This is a genomic window from Pseudomonas sp. BRM28, assembly GCF_002939405.1.
Taxonomy (GTDB): domain Bacteria; phylum Pseudomonadota; class Gammaproteobacteria; order Pseudomonadales; family Pseudomonadaceae; genus Aquipseudomonas; species Aquipseudomonas palmensis.
On the sequence record NZ_PEFV01000001.1, the window covers coordinates 3705238 to 3718109 of the forward strand.

General features: G+C 61.9%; 16 protein-coding genes. All 16 read right to left on the bottom strand.

The annotated features are described in order from the left end of the window. Positions 1-1404, bottom strand: a complete 1404-nt coding sequence (locus CR917_RS17355) for a hypothetical protein (protein WP_104572691.1) — start codon at positions 1402-1404, stop codon at positions 1-3. A 156-nt stretch (positions 1405-1560) separates the two neighbouring features. Continuing rightward, positions 1561-1962, bottom strand: a complete 402-nt coding sequence (locus CR917_RS17360) for a hypothetical protein (RefSeq protein WP_104572692.1) — start codon at positions 1960-1962, stop codon at positions 1561-1563. A gap of 3 nt (positions 1963-1965) precedes the next feature. Then, positions 1966-2373, bottom strand: coding sequence for a hypothetical protein (locus CR917_RS17365; protein WP_104572693.1), 408 nt, complete (start codon positions 2371-2373; stop codon positions 1966-1968). A gap of 10 nt (positions 2374-2383) precedes the next feature. Next, positions 2384-3526 carry a DUF3383 family protein gene (locus tag CR917_RS17370; RefSeq protein ID WP_104572694.1) on the bottom strand — a complete coding sequence of 381 codons (1143 nt, stop codon included), beginning with the start codon at positions 3524-3526 and terminating at the stop codon, positions 2384-2386. 18 nt (positions 3527-3544) lie between these two features. Next, on the bottom strand, positions 3545-4090 hold the full coding sequence (locus CR917_RS17375; RefSeq protein WP_104572695.1) for a hypothetical protein: 546 nt from the start codon (positions 4088-4090) through the stop codon (positions 3545-3547). Further along, entirely contained in the window at positions 4087-4344 is a 258-nt protein-coding gene (locus CR917_RS17380) for a hypothetical protein (RefSeq protein ID WP_256589705.1), read from the bottom strand. The genes CR917_RS17375 and CR917_RS17380 overlap by 4 nt, the downstream gene beginning before the upstream one ends. A 107-nt stretch (positions 4345-4451) precedes the next feature. Next, positions 4452-5051, bottom strand: a complete 600-nt coding sequence (locus CR917_RS17385) for a hypothetical protein (protein WP_104572697.1) — start codon at positions 5049-5051, stop codon at positions 4452-4454. Beyond that, entirely contained in the window at positions 5051-5470 is a 420-nt protein-coding gene (locus CR917_RS17390) for a DUF4054 domain-containing protein (protein ID WP_104572698.1), read from the bottom strand. The genes CR917_RS17385 and CR917_RS17390 overlap by 1 nt, the downstream gene beginning before the upstream one ends. A gap of 45 nt (positions 5471-5515) precedes the next feature. Next, on the bottom strand, positions 5516-5842 hold the full coding sequence (locus CR917_RS17395; RefSeq protein WP_104572699.1) for a hypothetical protein: 327 nt from the start codon (positions 5840-5842) through the stop codon (positions 5516-5518). A gap of 68 nt (positions 5843-5910) precedes the next feature. Further along, complete coding sequence (locus tag CR917_RS17400) at positions 5911-6939, bottom strand: DUF2184 domain-containing protein (RefSeq protein WP_104572700.1); 1029 nt, start codon at positions 6937-6939, stop codon at positions 5911-5913. Between the two features lie 5 nt (positions 6940-6944). After that, positions 6945-7439, bottom strand: coding sequence for a hypothetical protein (locus CR917_RS17405; RefSeq protein WP_104572701.1), 495 nt, complete (start codon positions 7437-7439; stop codon positions 6945-6947). Between the two features lie 2 nt (positions 7440-7441). Further along, positions 7442-8602, bottom strand: a complete 1161-nt coding sequence (locus tag CR917_RS17410; protein ID WP_104572702.1) for a DUF2213 domain-containing protein — start codon at positions 8600-8602, stop codon at positions 7442-7444. 25 nt (positions 8603-8627) lie between these two features. Then, entirely contained in the window at positions 8628-9443 is an 816-nt protein-coding gene (locus tag CR917_RS17415) for a minor capsid protein (RefSeq protein ID WP_104572703.1), read from the bottom strand. 2 nt (positions 9444-9445) lie between these two features. Beyond that, on the bottom strand, positions 9446-10822 hold the full coding sequence (locus tag CR917_RS17420) for a DUF1073 domain-containing protein (protein WP_256589706.1): 1377 nt from the start codon (positions 10820-10822) through the stop codon (positions 9446-9448). A gap of 15 nt (positions 10823-10837) precedes the next feature. Beyond that, positions 10838-12388 (bottom strand): phage terminase large subunit, encoded by a 1551-nt coding sequence (terL, locus tag CR917_RS17425; RefSeq protein WP_104572704.1) that lies wholly within the window; start codon positions 12386-12388, stop codon positions 10838-10840. Next, positions 12388-12861 (bottom strand): DUF2280 domain-containing protein, encoded by a 474-nt coding sequence (locus tag CR917_RS17430; protein WP_104572705.1) that lies wholly within the window; start codon positions 12859-12861, stop codon positions 12388-12390. Before CR917_RS17430 ends, terL begins: the two co-directional genes overlap by 1 nt. Between the last annotated feature and the right edge of the window lie 11 nt (positions 12862-12872).

Consider the following 12872-nt stretch of genomic DNA (forward strand, 5'->3'; position numbering starts at 1 on the left):
TTATCGCTCCGTCGTGGTCTTTAGGTCACCCAGGGTTTCGTAGTTCTGCCGTTCGTTGACCTGCGTGATTTTTGTTTCCAGCGCCTGGCCGTCAAGCTGAACCGTTAGCCCCAGCTGGTTTTCAACCTTGATCGGTGTCCGGCTGAGTGCACCGGCGAGCGCATCAGCGTCAGCCTGCCGGTCTTCGTCCTGAGTGGTGCCACTCGCCGGCGGCATGCTGTCGGCTGCTGACCTGTCGCGGTGATTCAGATAGTCGATATCCTCCTGTGAGCGGATAACCTGGCCGGTGTACTCCTGCGGCTTCTCATACTTGAGCTCGCTGGGGCTTTGGGTCGGATTTCCGTCACCGCCGAACATGAGCTCCATCGGGCCCTGGATTCTGTCCAGCCCCGTCACATCCTTGAGCAGATCATCAAATCCGCGAGAAGCGTCACCGTAGCCAGGGACGTGCTCATTCAGAGACCGGTTGATGAGGTTGGAGCCTATAGCGCCACCGGTGATGGCAAGCCCCGCTGTGCCAGTTTTGCTGATGAGGCCGCCAACCGAACCAAGGCCAAGCTTTGCCAGCGTTGCCCCAACCACAGCGGCCACAGAGGAGGCGCCGACTGCCGCAGTAGCCTCTGGATTGTCAGAGGCATAATCAATCACGCCGCTGATCTCGGGGCGGTGATCCTTCAGGAAGTTATTGAGCGCGCTGCCGGCGCCTACTAGGCTCGGCAGGAACTTCTCAGCGAGCTCATTCTTGATGCCTTCGATGATCAGGCTGAACTCACTGGAGTTCTCAGCAAGCTTCCTTGCGTCATCAGTCAATTGGTCGACGCTGCCAGTCAATCCGCTGGCGCGCTTCATGGTGTCGTCGAGCTTTTCTACGCCGCCGGCCAACGAGCGGAATGCCGCATCCGACAGGCCGAGGGAGTTTTGGACAACTGATCGCTGGCCCTCATCCAGTTTCGGGATCATGGCGGACAGCGCGCGCATGAACTCTTCGCCAGTCTGCGTCTCGTAAAGCGTGCTCACGTCGAGGCCGGCCATTGCCAGATCATTGATCGGCCCGGCATCGCCCTTGAGGCGCAAGTTGTTCTGGATCTCCTCGAAGCGCTGCAGGGTATCCAGCGCGTCAGCCGCATCGCCCCCCATCAACTTGATGGCGTTGCCGTAGTTGTACACGGCGGCCTGGGACGTGCGCAGGTTCTGCGTGGACATTGCCAGCTTGTCTACGCGCCCAGCCACGCCGACAATCGAGCCGGCGGCCGCACCGAAAGCGCCAACCAGCGCCGCCGAAATACTCAGCGCCCCAGACTTGATGCCGTTGAGGCTGGCGTTGATCTTCTTGTCGCCAGCCTCAAGGGCCTTTGTGTCATAGCCGATGCCGATCAGGAACGACTTCAGGACTTTGCTAGCCATTCTTCACAGCCTCGTATTGATCCCACAGTTCGTCCATGGCTTGGTTGAAGCGCTCGACGTCCGCTATGGAGAGTGTCCCGTCAGCGAGTTGCGACCAGGTGCAGAGCGGCGGGCAGATACCCACGATCCCGACACATGGCCGCATAAGGAACCACTTTACTGAACTGCGCTTGCCGCCTCGTCCTGCCGAGCGTCTTTTGCGGCGCTTGGCAGCCAGTCGAAAAAATCGGAGAGATTCCAGCGCAGCAGCTCGGCGAGGAGCTGGTTGTAGTGGACCATCCGGCCGCCGAAGTCAGCGACGGTGACCGGGCGCTCCGTACCGTTGATGAAGACACGGGTCATGAGCACCTGCGCGACCTGAGCCTTCACGTCCTGACGCATCGACATGAACATCATGGAGAGGACGTTGCTGTCCACCTCCACGCCGGCGCGTGCAGCCGTGGCAAAGCGCTCCAGCACGGCGGCGGACAGCAGGGACATCAGGCGATCTTGATCGACAGCGCTTGCCATGGCGGCGTTGTACAGCGCGCCGCCGACGGTGAATTGTTTCACGCTCATCTATCAGCCCCTTGTCGCTTCCCAGATGTTGAACTGCATCGTGAACTGGTCGTCCGTGATGGTTGAACCAGCCCGGCCGCGCTGGCCGTCGTTCACGATCACGCCTTCCGAGCCCAGCGCCGTTTCAAGCGTGCCGATCTGGGTAAAGGTCAGCGTGATGTTCGCTTTCGAGTTCAGCAGTCCCTGCACGTATGCCGAGTCGGAAGAGCCCGGGTTGAGGTAGACGTTCACCTCGCGGCCTGGGTTTTGGCGGTCGAGGCGGACAGCGTTGCCGCCCTGCCCCCGGCGCAGCTGACTGCGAGGATCGATCGGCGCGTCCGTATATGGGGTAGCGGTATCGCCCCAGTCTTGGATCTGCCGGCCATTGATGGTGACGACGGTCAGGTCGTTCGAGAAATTACTCAGGCTCATGGGTCACCTATCAATAAACGTCGAGGTCAACGTCAACAATGTGGATGGCGCCGGCGCGGAACAGGCGGATGCGCAGAGGCGCGGACTTACGGGCGTCACGGTCGGCATCCGAAAGATCGAGGATGTCTTCGGGCTTGGTCAGGATCTCGAAGCCAGCTGTGTACTTCTCGAGCCCGTCGTCTGGGTCGATGTAGTTGCGTGGTCCGAGGTAGCCGTTGTTGATGAACTGCTGCCCTACCGACCTCGCGGCGCCATTCAGAACCGCCTGACCTACAGGTGTTTGCGCAAGTTTTGTGACCTGTCCGCCCAGTGTGTTGTACAGCGCAGTGGTCATGAAGTTGATGCACGCATCGAGGTTGACTACATCGTCGATGAACTCGCCGTAGGTGCTGTGCGTGTAGGTGTTGATCCATCGACCCGAGTCGGCCGAGCCCTGGTTGTCCACGACCGTGTAGAAAAGAGCTTTTTTCTTGTCGCTCTGCATGGCGGTATACGCCGTTCCGGTCAGAGATTCAGCTGGGACACCTGGCGACTTCTTCAACTCACCAGTGATCGTCGAGCGGTCAGCGCTGTAGTTCACCGCAGCGAAGTGCTTTGCCAGGGCCGAGCCCGAATATGCATCAGTTGCGTGCGCGGCGGTGTAGACGTGACGGAAGCCGGCGGTCGTCAGCTGGGTGGCGATATCGTCAGTGTCCGCTGGGTCGCGGATCTCGGTAGCCGATGCGCCCGTCTGATTGTCGATGAACATGCTGGTGTTGTCTTCGCACCACTGGGCGATCGCCAGAACATCCGCCTTCACGGCAAGGATCGGGGCGGTCCACATGGTCCAGTACCACCAGAGCAGGTTACGCGCCTTGTTCAGGGTCGCTGCGCGGGTCGCGTCTGCGGTGGCCACGCCATACACCTTCAGTTCGCGAGTGGCAGGCGTGCCGCCAAGCCAGCGCTGGGCCGCCTTGTAGGTCTCGGTGGTGTCGGCAAAGTCTTCAGACAGCGCGACCAGCGTGAAATACGTCCGGTACGTGTCCGGTGCGAAACCCACCGGCAGCTCAGGCTGCGGAGCGAACAGCATGGCGCTGGCAAAGTTCGCATTGCCCAGGCCGGCCGGGCTGATCCGGGCATTAATCCGGATGATGTTGGTAGCTGGATAGCTCACTGTGCTAGCTCCAATGGGTTATGTGGGGTCGACTTCAACGCTGAAGGTCTGGATGACCTGCGCCTTTACGTTCTCGAACGCCACGCTGGCGCTCAGTATGTTGTTGATTACAGGCAGGCTGCTGGTTTCGTACATCAGGCGGATGGTGATTTGCGCCCGCTGCTCGAAGTTGGCCGATTGCAGGCTGGTGAGGTTGTTCACCGCATCGGTGCTGTTCCAGCCGACCTTGGATTTGAACAGCATCATGCTGATGTCCGGCCGCTTGTTGGCCTGCTTCAGGCGCTCGGCGTACATCAGCGCCTGGCCGCGGTAGAAGTTGATGCTGCAGGCGCACATGATCTGTGCCCTTACGTCCACCTCCACCTGGTCGCCCGGCACGTCGCGGGCGATGATGTTGGCTTGGCCGCGCTCGCTGACGGACTGGCGCGGGGTGATTGTTGCGTACGGCCCTTTCGGCGCCGGCATGCTGCCGGGGCCGGCCTGGTCGGCGAGGATGCACTCTGGTACGCCCGTGGCCAGCAGAACGATTGGCCGGATCTTGGCGAACAGCTCTTCGTTGGTCATGCCGGGCCACCGTCTTGGTCGTCGATGCGGCTGACGATCACCTTGCAGTAGTTCCGCCAGTGCCGGTTATCCACCTTCACGGCCTTCCACTGCTGCCCGAGAAACTCCCAGGTGCCGGTCTGGTCGATCAGCTGCATGTCACCTTCGTTGATGTAGATGCGCCGGCCGTCGACGATTCGCTCGCCGCCCTGGCGGATGAAGTCCACTTCCCGGTCGGTGGCCGGCTGGATGTTGACGACGTATGCTGATGTCACGGTGGCTCCTGGCACCCAGAGCCCATTGACGTACTGGCCACCGGTTACCGTCCGGCTCGCAGGAACGCTTTGAAACACCCCGTCGATCTGGCCCTGCATGTTCAGGCTCATTCGAGGCCCTCCGTCACTGGGTCGCCAGTCACCTTGTGGGTCACCGACTGGCGCAGGGCGCCACTGTCGATCAGCGGGTTGTCGCTGCCCTTCTTGCGCACCGTTGAGGCCGCGTTGGCCGGCGTGCGCAGTTCGGTCATGTAGACCTTCACCTCGCCAGCCGCGATGACGCCGACCGTTTCGAGGATCTGGTCCATGGGTTGGTCGGCGGCCATACCTGCCTCGATCGCGTCGAGGATCTTCGGTGTTGCACCGGCCACCCCCGGCTCAAGCCATGGCCTGGCTGGGATGGTGATGTTGTGGGGCTTGGTGACGCCAAGCTCCATGTAACCTGAGCCGGTCTTGAGGAATCGCACCTCGTCCCGGTCAGCTGCGGCCTTGGAGGCGTAGCCGTAGGACGTACCGCCAGGGTGCTTCACCTCGGCGCCGAACTCGTGCGTAGCGCCCAGCCCGGCCATGGTGATGTCGCCCGACTCAACGTCGCCTGCTTCCTCGTGGATGCCGACGGTCACGGCTTTGTTTGAGCGCAGCGTGGCCAGCTCTTTGGACACGGCGTCCTGCAGGTCCTGGAATCCGATCAGGTCTAGGGTAAGCATCAGACCGCCTTGGCGCCCATGCCGGCGCGCTTCTTCAGCCTGTAGAACTGCTGGCCGTAGTTGGTGTAGGTCAGCCAGTCGTTGCCGGCGTCCATCATGGCGGCCACGCGGTAGCCGATCGACTCATCGCCCACGGCCTTCTGCGCTACGTTCAGGCGCGCGTCGGAGTTCGGCGGTGCGCCAGCCCCGAGCGTGCCGAAGTTCGTCGCCAGCCAGTGAGCCGCGAAGTACTTCATGCCCCGCCACTTGAAGTTGCCGCAGGCCAGTTCGAAGGCGCCCCAGCGGCTTGAACCGGTCTCGGTGTCGGCCTCGCACAGCGCTTCGATGACCATCGCGTCAGGCCACTTGGTGGCGTCCGTGAATGCAGCCAGCAGCGGGTCGGCACGAAAGGCCGCCACGATCTCAGGGGTGATGATCATGCGACTCTCCGTGATTTGAATGAGTGGGCGCTGGGCGCCCGGGTGTTACTCGCCCTTCGAGGCCTTGGCGATCTCTTCCAGCAGGCGTGCTTTACCCCAGGTCCGGTTGACCTTGATGCCGGCGCGGCCTGCCTGCTCGCGCAGGGCTTCGATGTCGTCGTCACTATCATCGCTGTCGTCTTCAACCTCGTCAGCGCCGACGATGCGCAGGTCGCCGTTTTTCAGCAGCGCCTTGACGAAGTCGATCTTCTTGACCGCGTCCGGAACCTCAACGGCTGGGTTCTCGCCTGGCAGGATCGGGTAGCTGGTTTCCACGCCATCCACCAGGTGGTTGATAGTGATCAGTCGTGCTGCTTCGTTCTTCAGGAACATATCGAATCCTCGCCCGGAGTCATCGGCCGCCGCCCCGGGCATAGCGGAGGCGGCCAAGGATCGGCTGGTTAGAACTGGTCGCGGTATGCGCCAGAGAACGGATAGCGGAATTCAACGCCGCTGATCTTGTACTCGCACGGCACGTTGACCTTCAGGTTCCACATCTGCGGAGCCAGGGAGCGCCATGGGATCGGTACCTGCATGCCCAGGTTCTCGTCGTTGCGCTCGTACGCCACGATGCGATCCTTGTTGCCGTTGGACACGCCAGCGGCCGCCAGCTGAGCGGCGGAGAGCTGCAGGCGGCTGAAGATCTCGATCGGACGACCAGTCAGGGCGGTGAACTGGTTGTTGGTGCGGAAGTACTCGAGGATCGTCTTGTCGGTGATGGTACCCATCCGCTTGTTCGAGATGAACGCGAAGCGGGCGGCATCCATGATCAGCGTGTCAGGGACGTGAACGGTCGCCGAGTTGATGTAGACATCAACCAGGATCTTGTTCAGGTCAGCGACGATCTGATCACCAGTGGTAGCCGGGTCGTACCAGTTCAGGGTCGAATTGGACAGGGCCAGGTTCGGGTTGTTGAACAGACCGGTCATGTTGCGGGCTGCATCACCGAAGTACGCTACGCGCTGGGTATGCTCCTGGGCGCCCCGGAAGGCCATGCGGGCCTTGGTGGTGTCCAGCGGGATGCGCATCTGCTGCGACTTGCGCAGCTCGTCCAGGCTGTAGCTGTACTTGTTGCCGGCATAGCCGATCGGGACCGACGACTTGTTTGCGGACAGCGCAACATCCGGCAGGTCGTCGGCATTCGCGCCGATGAATTTGCCGATGGTGACAGCGTCGAAGCTGATGTAGTCCCACTGATCCACCCACTCAGGCAGATCGGTATGGACTGGGATCAGCTCCATGTAGTTGATCGCGGCGTACTTGGCCTCGTAGATACGAGATTCCAGGCTCGCCAGCTGGCTGATGTAGAACGCCAGGCCGTCGTCGACGGTCGGAAGGCCATCGTTGAAGGTAACCTGGAGGTTGTCGCGGCCGATCTGGTACGCAATGGCTGCGTCGATGGCTACGACGATTTTTTTAAGCTGGGTCATGTCGATTAGCCCCCGACCTTGAGAGAGATTTTGGCCAGAGCGCCGGCCCCGGCCGAGCTGACCCACTTGGCGCCCGGGATCAGCACGGCCAGGGTGGCGGCAGCGCCAATCACGTTGGAGAACTGGCCCTGGTTGGTGCCGGTGCCATCACCGACGACCAGATAGACCGGATCGTCTTTGGCCACGGCCACGCGGGCGGTGACCCAGATTGGCGCCATGGTTTCGACGGTCATGTCGCGCTTGGCGACCGCGCCGAACACTTCGTTCTGGGCGTACGCACGGTTCAGCTCGCGCCGAACGACACCGATGAACTGGGCAGCGGTCGAAGCAGCGACCGGCAGCTTGGCGCCGTCGTCACCGTCAGTCACAACGCCCAAGCCGAACGCGATGTTCGCGGTGCCTTTGTTGACCTTCGAGACGCCGTTGGACACCTCGCCGTCAGCGACCATGCCCGCGTAAGCGACGCCATGGTTGATTGCGTTACCACCTTGAACTGCCATGGTCAGGCTCCTTTCTGTTTGTGGGCGCCGGACAAGCTTTGCTTGTGCGCCTGGTATGGGGTCGGTGCGGCGTCGGTGGTAGCAGCCGTGGTCGCGCCGTCCTTGGCCAGTTGCACGAACTGAGCGAGCAGCGCGGCGGTGTCACCGGTGGGCATCTTCGGCTTCTTGTTGCCGCTCTCGCCCTTGTCGTCGTCTTCGTCCTCATCCTTGTCGGACTCGGCGTCGAAGGCGCACTCAACGTAGCCGGCGGACTTGTCCGACCAGTCACGCTTCGGCAGGGCCACGGCAAGCGCGGCACGCTTGATCTCGATAACGTCGAGGCTGTCGCAGGTGAAGCCGTCGCCGGCAACCTTGCGTGCCAGCGCCTGGGTTGCGCTGATTTCCTTGACGCGCTCGCCGATCGCTACATCGCTCGAGGCCTTGCGGGCCTCGGCCAGATCTTCGGCAGCCTTGTCAGCGGTCGCCTGGGCCTTGTCAGCCTTGGTTTCCGCATCGGTGGCACGCTTCAGCAATCGGTCGAACGAGTCGGCGACCACTTGGGCGTTCGCAGGATCAGCAACATCAACGCTGCGCCCGCTATCGGTGGTGATAAGTACAGGCATCGTGTTGCCTCCTGGGGTGTGATCGAAGACGCGAGCAATACCGCCCGCCCTCGCTTTGGTTACCACCGCTTGGTGGTTGATGATGATGTTGCGCTGGGTGTACTCGTAGTCCTGGCCGTCGGCAGTGGTGCCAGGCCCGTGGACGTATTCAGCGGTGTAGCCGGCGGAAAGCTCGCACTTGCCGGCGTTGATGTCGTCGATGGTCTTCTGATCCTTGATGATCAGATCGCAGACCACGAAGTCGCCATCGCGACGGCCCGCGCCGCGCACCTCGCCGACTGACACGGACTTGTAGTTCTTCGAGGTAACCAGCTCTGCAGGGTGGTCATTCGTGACCGTCGCGCCGTTGTAGGTGCCCAGAGAGGCGTCGTTGAACACCTCCTCCTCTGGGCGGTACACGCGGACGATGCGGCTCGGATCACCGTCCAGCCCCAGCTCGCGCGCCAGGTACTCTTGGATCCCGGTGCGAGCCACCCGGCCGGGAACCTTCAGAAACCCCTCGTCGGTGTACTCTCGCTGGGTGATGCGATACCCAGCCCGGTCGAAAACCGTGCACTTCATGTTGCGGCCTCGCGGATTGGATGAATTAGCGGTAGACGCCCGGCGCTGTGCGGCCTGCATCTTGGTTGGCCTTGACCTCGCGTGCGCTCACTGGGCGCGCGATGCAACGGCACTGATAGTCGGAGCCGGGTTTGATCGGAACACCGTCAGAACTCAGCGGCAGGTCGTCCCAGCGGTAGATCCCCTTGCCGTAGGCGGTGACCTTGTTGGCGATCTCCGAATGGCGGTGCCGGACTCGGCTGTCGTCGGAGTCGATCCACTGGAAGTACTCGAAACCGGCGTCCTTCTGCTGCTTCTCGGCCAGCTCGCCCTGGATCTTGGATGTCTGATCGCGGGCGATCATCTTGGCCCGGCGCTGGGTCACGCCAAACTGCTCCTGCAACGCCTTTTCGATGTAGCTAGGCCGCATGCCGGAGCGCATGTTCGCCATCACCAGCGTCTGCACCTCTTCCAGGTACTTGGCCGGTATGGACGTGATGAGCTGGGCGTTCTGCTGGGCCGAGGCATGCAGGTAGTCCTGCATCGTCTTGGAGCCGCTGAACACGTCGATGCCAGCCGACTTCTTCAGGTCGCGCTCTGACTTCTTCAGGGCTGACTGCACGAACTCACCGGCAATGCGGTTGGCGCCTCCAGAAACGCCCTCTGAGCGCCATCTGCTGAACAGGTAGCTCATGGCATTCATGATCAGGTCAGACCACGCATCAGTGGTCGCCACTGCGTCCTGGGTGTACTCAGGCGCCAGATGCCTCACCAGAGGCATGAGCTCCTTGCTGATCGACGCCTTGACCTGCTTCACCAGCCGCTGCAGCTTGGCGTTGTACTGGATGCCGATCATGTCCATGGTCATTCAACCTTGTCGTCGTCATCCACCGGATCGTTGAACATGGCCAGGTCCTCGTCCTCTTCCAGCGCGGCGATCTTCTCGTCGTCGAACTGGTAGAGTTCTTCGGCCTGCAGGCGGCGCTGAATCTGGCTAGTGGTGACGATCCCGCCGTCCTTGTAGATCAGGTCGGTCTCGGCCTTGGATTTGTTGGCGGCGGCGATTTGCACCGCATCAGGCTGCTTGAACGGGTTCCAGACGTAGTTGAAGTCGTCGAGCCAGCGGCCCGTGGCCGAGCGGACCATTACCTCGTCGAGCTGACGCAGACCCGGGTCAATCTGGGTCAGGCGCCGCGATGAGAGGTGGTTGTAGTAGTTGGTGTCGTCACCTTCGCCGTTGTTGCCGAGCCCCTTGGCCGACTCGCCGAACAGGCGGGTGACCGGTATGCCGGCGGCACCTGCAATCCATGTCATCAGCAGGTCGAGCACCGGGGCAACCCCGGACAGGTCCAGGGTCTTGCGGTCGTAGGTCTCTTCGCCGTCCAGCAGCGCCAGGTTGATCGATGACTTCATCATGCTGAACAGGGCGTACCGCGCCGTGATGGCGTCGTCCTGATCGCTGGCAAGCTCATCCGAGAGGCCTTCGCGCTTGATGATGTCGACGTTCGCTTCCTGCATCAGCTCGGCGATGCCGTCCTTGCTGGCTACGATGTCCATCACGTCATCGAGGCACTTGCGCAGCTCTGAGTCGCCCCAGCCCTGCGTCTGCGCCCGCTGGCGGCGCGGCAGCTTGGCACCGGCGAACCGGGCGAAGTGCGTCCAGTGGATCATCTGGGCGCCGGCGGCGATGGTGTAGAACTCCGGCTGCAAGTAGTTCGCGGCCAGGATGTTGGTCTGGTTCAGGTCCATCGCCGTCATGTCGAAGCGGTCTATGACCAGCAGGCGGTAGAGGTCGCCCTTCTTGATCTTCTCCGGCTTGAGTTCCTTGGTCAGGTCCTGATTGGTCAGCATGAGGATGCCAGCGCCACCGTACAGGCGCGCCCAGCTGGTTGCCTCGCTCACCATGGCTGGCAGTTGCAGGCGGTCTTCCTCGGCCCGGATCACGTCCGCGTCGTCGCACTTGAGGGTGCGCCACTCGCGGGTCATGTCCTCGGCCGGGTAGTCCACGATCGCCCGGGCAAGCCAGCTGGTCTGGTATGCCGCGTCCAGCTGCTGGAAGTCGTTCAGGAAGCCGTACTGGAATTGGTTGTGCGACCGTTTTGCCTTCTGCGTGCCGAGACCCGACACGACGTTTACCAAGCCATCAGCAGACGACCGGGTCGATGCCTCGTACTTCTGAGCGGCCTTCACAAGGGCTTTGCCCAGCTTCTTGTCGGCCGGCACGATGCCCTTCTTGCTCATGTAGTCACCAATGGGTCATAGGAGATCGCGAATCGAGCGCTTGCCCTTGATGTAAACCTCGGACAGGGCGTCGATCATCACGTCGGTCTGGTCGTCGTGCTTGTGGCTGTCGTCGGCGGTGAATGAGGCCACCTCGCACACAAACTCGTAGTTCTGCGGGTCGTCGTAGGGCAGGCACACCAGCTTGGCGGCGTGGAAGCCTTGAACGTCCAGGGCTCGGGTCAGCTTGTCGCGCTCCCGCGGTACTGGCGTCACCCTCAGCGGCAGGCGCTTCTCCATCTCCTGGATCAAGCCGGTACCGCTTGATTTGTCCTCGACGTACACCTTTCGCAGGATTCCGTACTGCTTGCCGTTCTTGGCCCAGCAGCCTTTGACGAAGGCTTCGAACTCTCGCCTGAGGGTTTTGGCATCCATCCGCCCGCGCTTGAGGCCAAGCCGATAGATGCGACCCTCGGCCACGCCCCACTCTCCGAACACAGTCCAGTCGTTCCAGGTGTTGGTCTTCTGGGCGGTGTCAGCGGTGACGAAGCGGTAGTCGAACTTCTCCGGCAGCGGCAGATCAGCCCCAGCATCTACGTCGCCGTAGTACTGGAAGTCATCCGCCGAGAAGATCCCGCCGTCGAGCGTGTCTGGGTCCTGCATGTACTGGCTGCTGAAGGTGTACGGGTGAGCCGTGCGGAGCGCGATCAGGTCGTGAACGCTTTCCTTGGCCGGCCAGTACGACCAGTAGCCATCAACCTGCTCAGACCCGCATACGCTCTTGATGCAGCGCTCGCGGATGCCGTCGGGCAGGCTGTCGATGTATTCCTGATTGACCAGGGCCGGGATCTTGATGTGCAGGTCGATCTTCAGGCCCATGCCGCCGGACAGCAGGAACGCAGTCGAGTCGTCGATGTGGCCGCGCTGCTGGATGGCAACGAACGGCGTGCCGCTGTGCGCCTTCCGGCTGCGCAGGGTGTTCACCAGGCGCGTGTGCGACTTGCGCCGCTTCGCCTCACTGAACAGATCGTCGATCTTGTCCCAGTCATCCGCCTGGATGTGGCCGGTGTAGCCGTCGCCCATGTAGCCGCCACGGACGCCCGTGATCTGGCCGCCACTTGAGCGGCTGAACAGCTGGTGGATACGCTTCCCGTCCCGAGCCAGTGTCCAGTCGTCAACCTTGTCCTTCTCGATGTCGAAGGGATAGAACTCGCGGAACTCGGTCGACTTGACCAGGGAGCGGCTGCGCTCGCTGTTCTCGTCTACCAGGCTCTTGGAATAGCTGGTGTTGAGGATTCGCACCCGGCGGTGCTTGACCATCGTGTAGACCGGCAGGTGGACAGACCAGAACTCAGTCTTGGTGCCCCCGGGCGGGATGTTCACGATCAGGTTCTGCGCCTCCCCGGCAAGCATCTTGCGGGCGGCGTAGTCGAAGTAGTGGTGGTGCCAGTTGGTGCGGAAGCTGTCGCCCTGCGTGATGTTGAACCACAGGGAAGTGAAGGCCAGAGGGCTGTGCTCACCAGCCGCTATCAAGGCGGAGCGCTCAGCGTGGCTCAGCGCGTCCCACTCGATAGGTTTGATAGCCATCAGTCCACCAGCTTGTCTACCAGCGCAGAGACCAACGCTTGATCCACCTGCTGGGCCGGCTTGGGCGTCATCGAGCCATCAGATGAGCTCAGGTCAACCTGCTGTTTGTTGGTGTAAGCCCCTCCCGACTCCTTGGCCGCCTGCTCCAGCAGCTGGGCCGCCAACGCGATGTTCTTCATTCCCTCGGCGCGTGCGGCCATACGATCAAGCACGCGAAGACGGTACGCCCTGTTGGCTATCGGGATGTCGGCTGTGTCATCGCGGAAGCGCTTGCGGGTGTCCTCAAACAATACCCGCCACTTCCCAGCCAGATTCGCGCCGGTGCTCTTGGTTGGGTCGTGCTGAGCAACCTGCTGACGGGTGATCTCGATGTTGAATTCTTTCTTTACGGCCTCAGCAACCTGCGTCGGGGTATCGAAGCACGCCAAGGCCTGCACGATGAAGCCTTTGACTTCAGCGGTAAGGATGGCCATAGGACGGATTC

Bases quoted from the DNA above. Each gene is read 5' to 3' on its own strand.
- CR917_RS17355 (WP_104572691.1), bottom strand. From the start codon at position 1,404: ATGGCTAGCAAAGTCCTGAAGTCGTTCCTGATCGGCATCGGCTATGAC.
- CR917_RS17360 (WP_104572692.1), bottom strand. From the start codon at position 1,962: ATGAGCGTGAAACAATTCACCGTCGGCGGCGCGCTGTACAACGCCGCC.
- CR917_RS17365 (WP_104572693.1), bottom strand. From the start codon at position 2,373: ATGAGCCTGAGTAATTTCTCGAACGACCTGACCGTCGTCACCATCAAT.
- CR917_RS17375 (WP_104572695.1), bottom strand. From the start codon at position 4,090: ATGACCAACGAAGAGCTGTTCGCCAAGATCCGGCCAATCGTTCTGCTG.
- CR917_RS17385 (WP_104572697.1), bottom strand. From the start codon at position 5,051: ATGCTTACCCTAGACCTGATCGGATTCCAGGACCTGCAGGACGCCGTG.
- CR917_RS17390 (WP_104572698.1), bottom strand. From the start codon at position 5,470: ATGATCATCACCCCTGAGATCGTGGCGGCCTTTCGTGCCGACCCGCTG.
- CR917_RS17395 (WP_104572699.1), bottom strand. From the start codon at position 5,842: ATGTTCCTGAAGAACGAAGCAGCACGACTGATCACTATCAACCACCTG.
- CR917_RS17400 (WP_104572700.1), bottom strand. From the start codon at position 6,939: ATGACCCAGCTTAAAAAAATCGTCGTAGCCATCGACGCAGCCATTGCG.
- CR917_RS17405 (WP_104572701.1), bottom strand. From the start codon at position 7,439: ATGGCAGTTCAAGGTGGTAACGCAATCAACCATGGCGTCGCTTACGCG.
- CR917_RS17410 (WP_104572702.1), bottom strand. From the start codon at position 8,602: ATGAAGTGCACGGTTTTCGACCGGGCTGGGTATCGCATCACCCAGCGA.
- CR917_RS17415 (WP_104572703.1), bottom strand. From the start codon at position 9,443: ATGGACATGATCGGCATCCAGTACAACGCCAAGCTGCAGCGGCTGGTG.
- CR917_RS17420 (WP_256589706.1), bottom strand. From the start codon at position 10,822: ATGAGCAAGAAGGGCATCGTGCCGGCCGACAAGAAGCTGGGCAAAGCC.
- terL (WP_104572704.1), bottom strand. From the start codon at position 12,388: ATGGCTATCAAACCTATCGAGTGGGACGCGCTGAGCCACGCTGAGCGC.
- CR917_RS17430 (WP_104572705.1), bottom strand. From the start codon at position 12,861: ATGGCCATCCTTACCGCTGAAGTCAAAGGCTTCATCGTGCAGGCCTTG.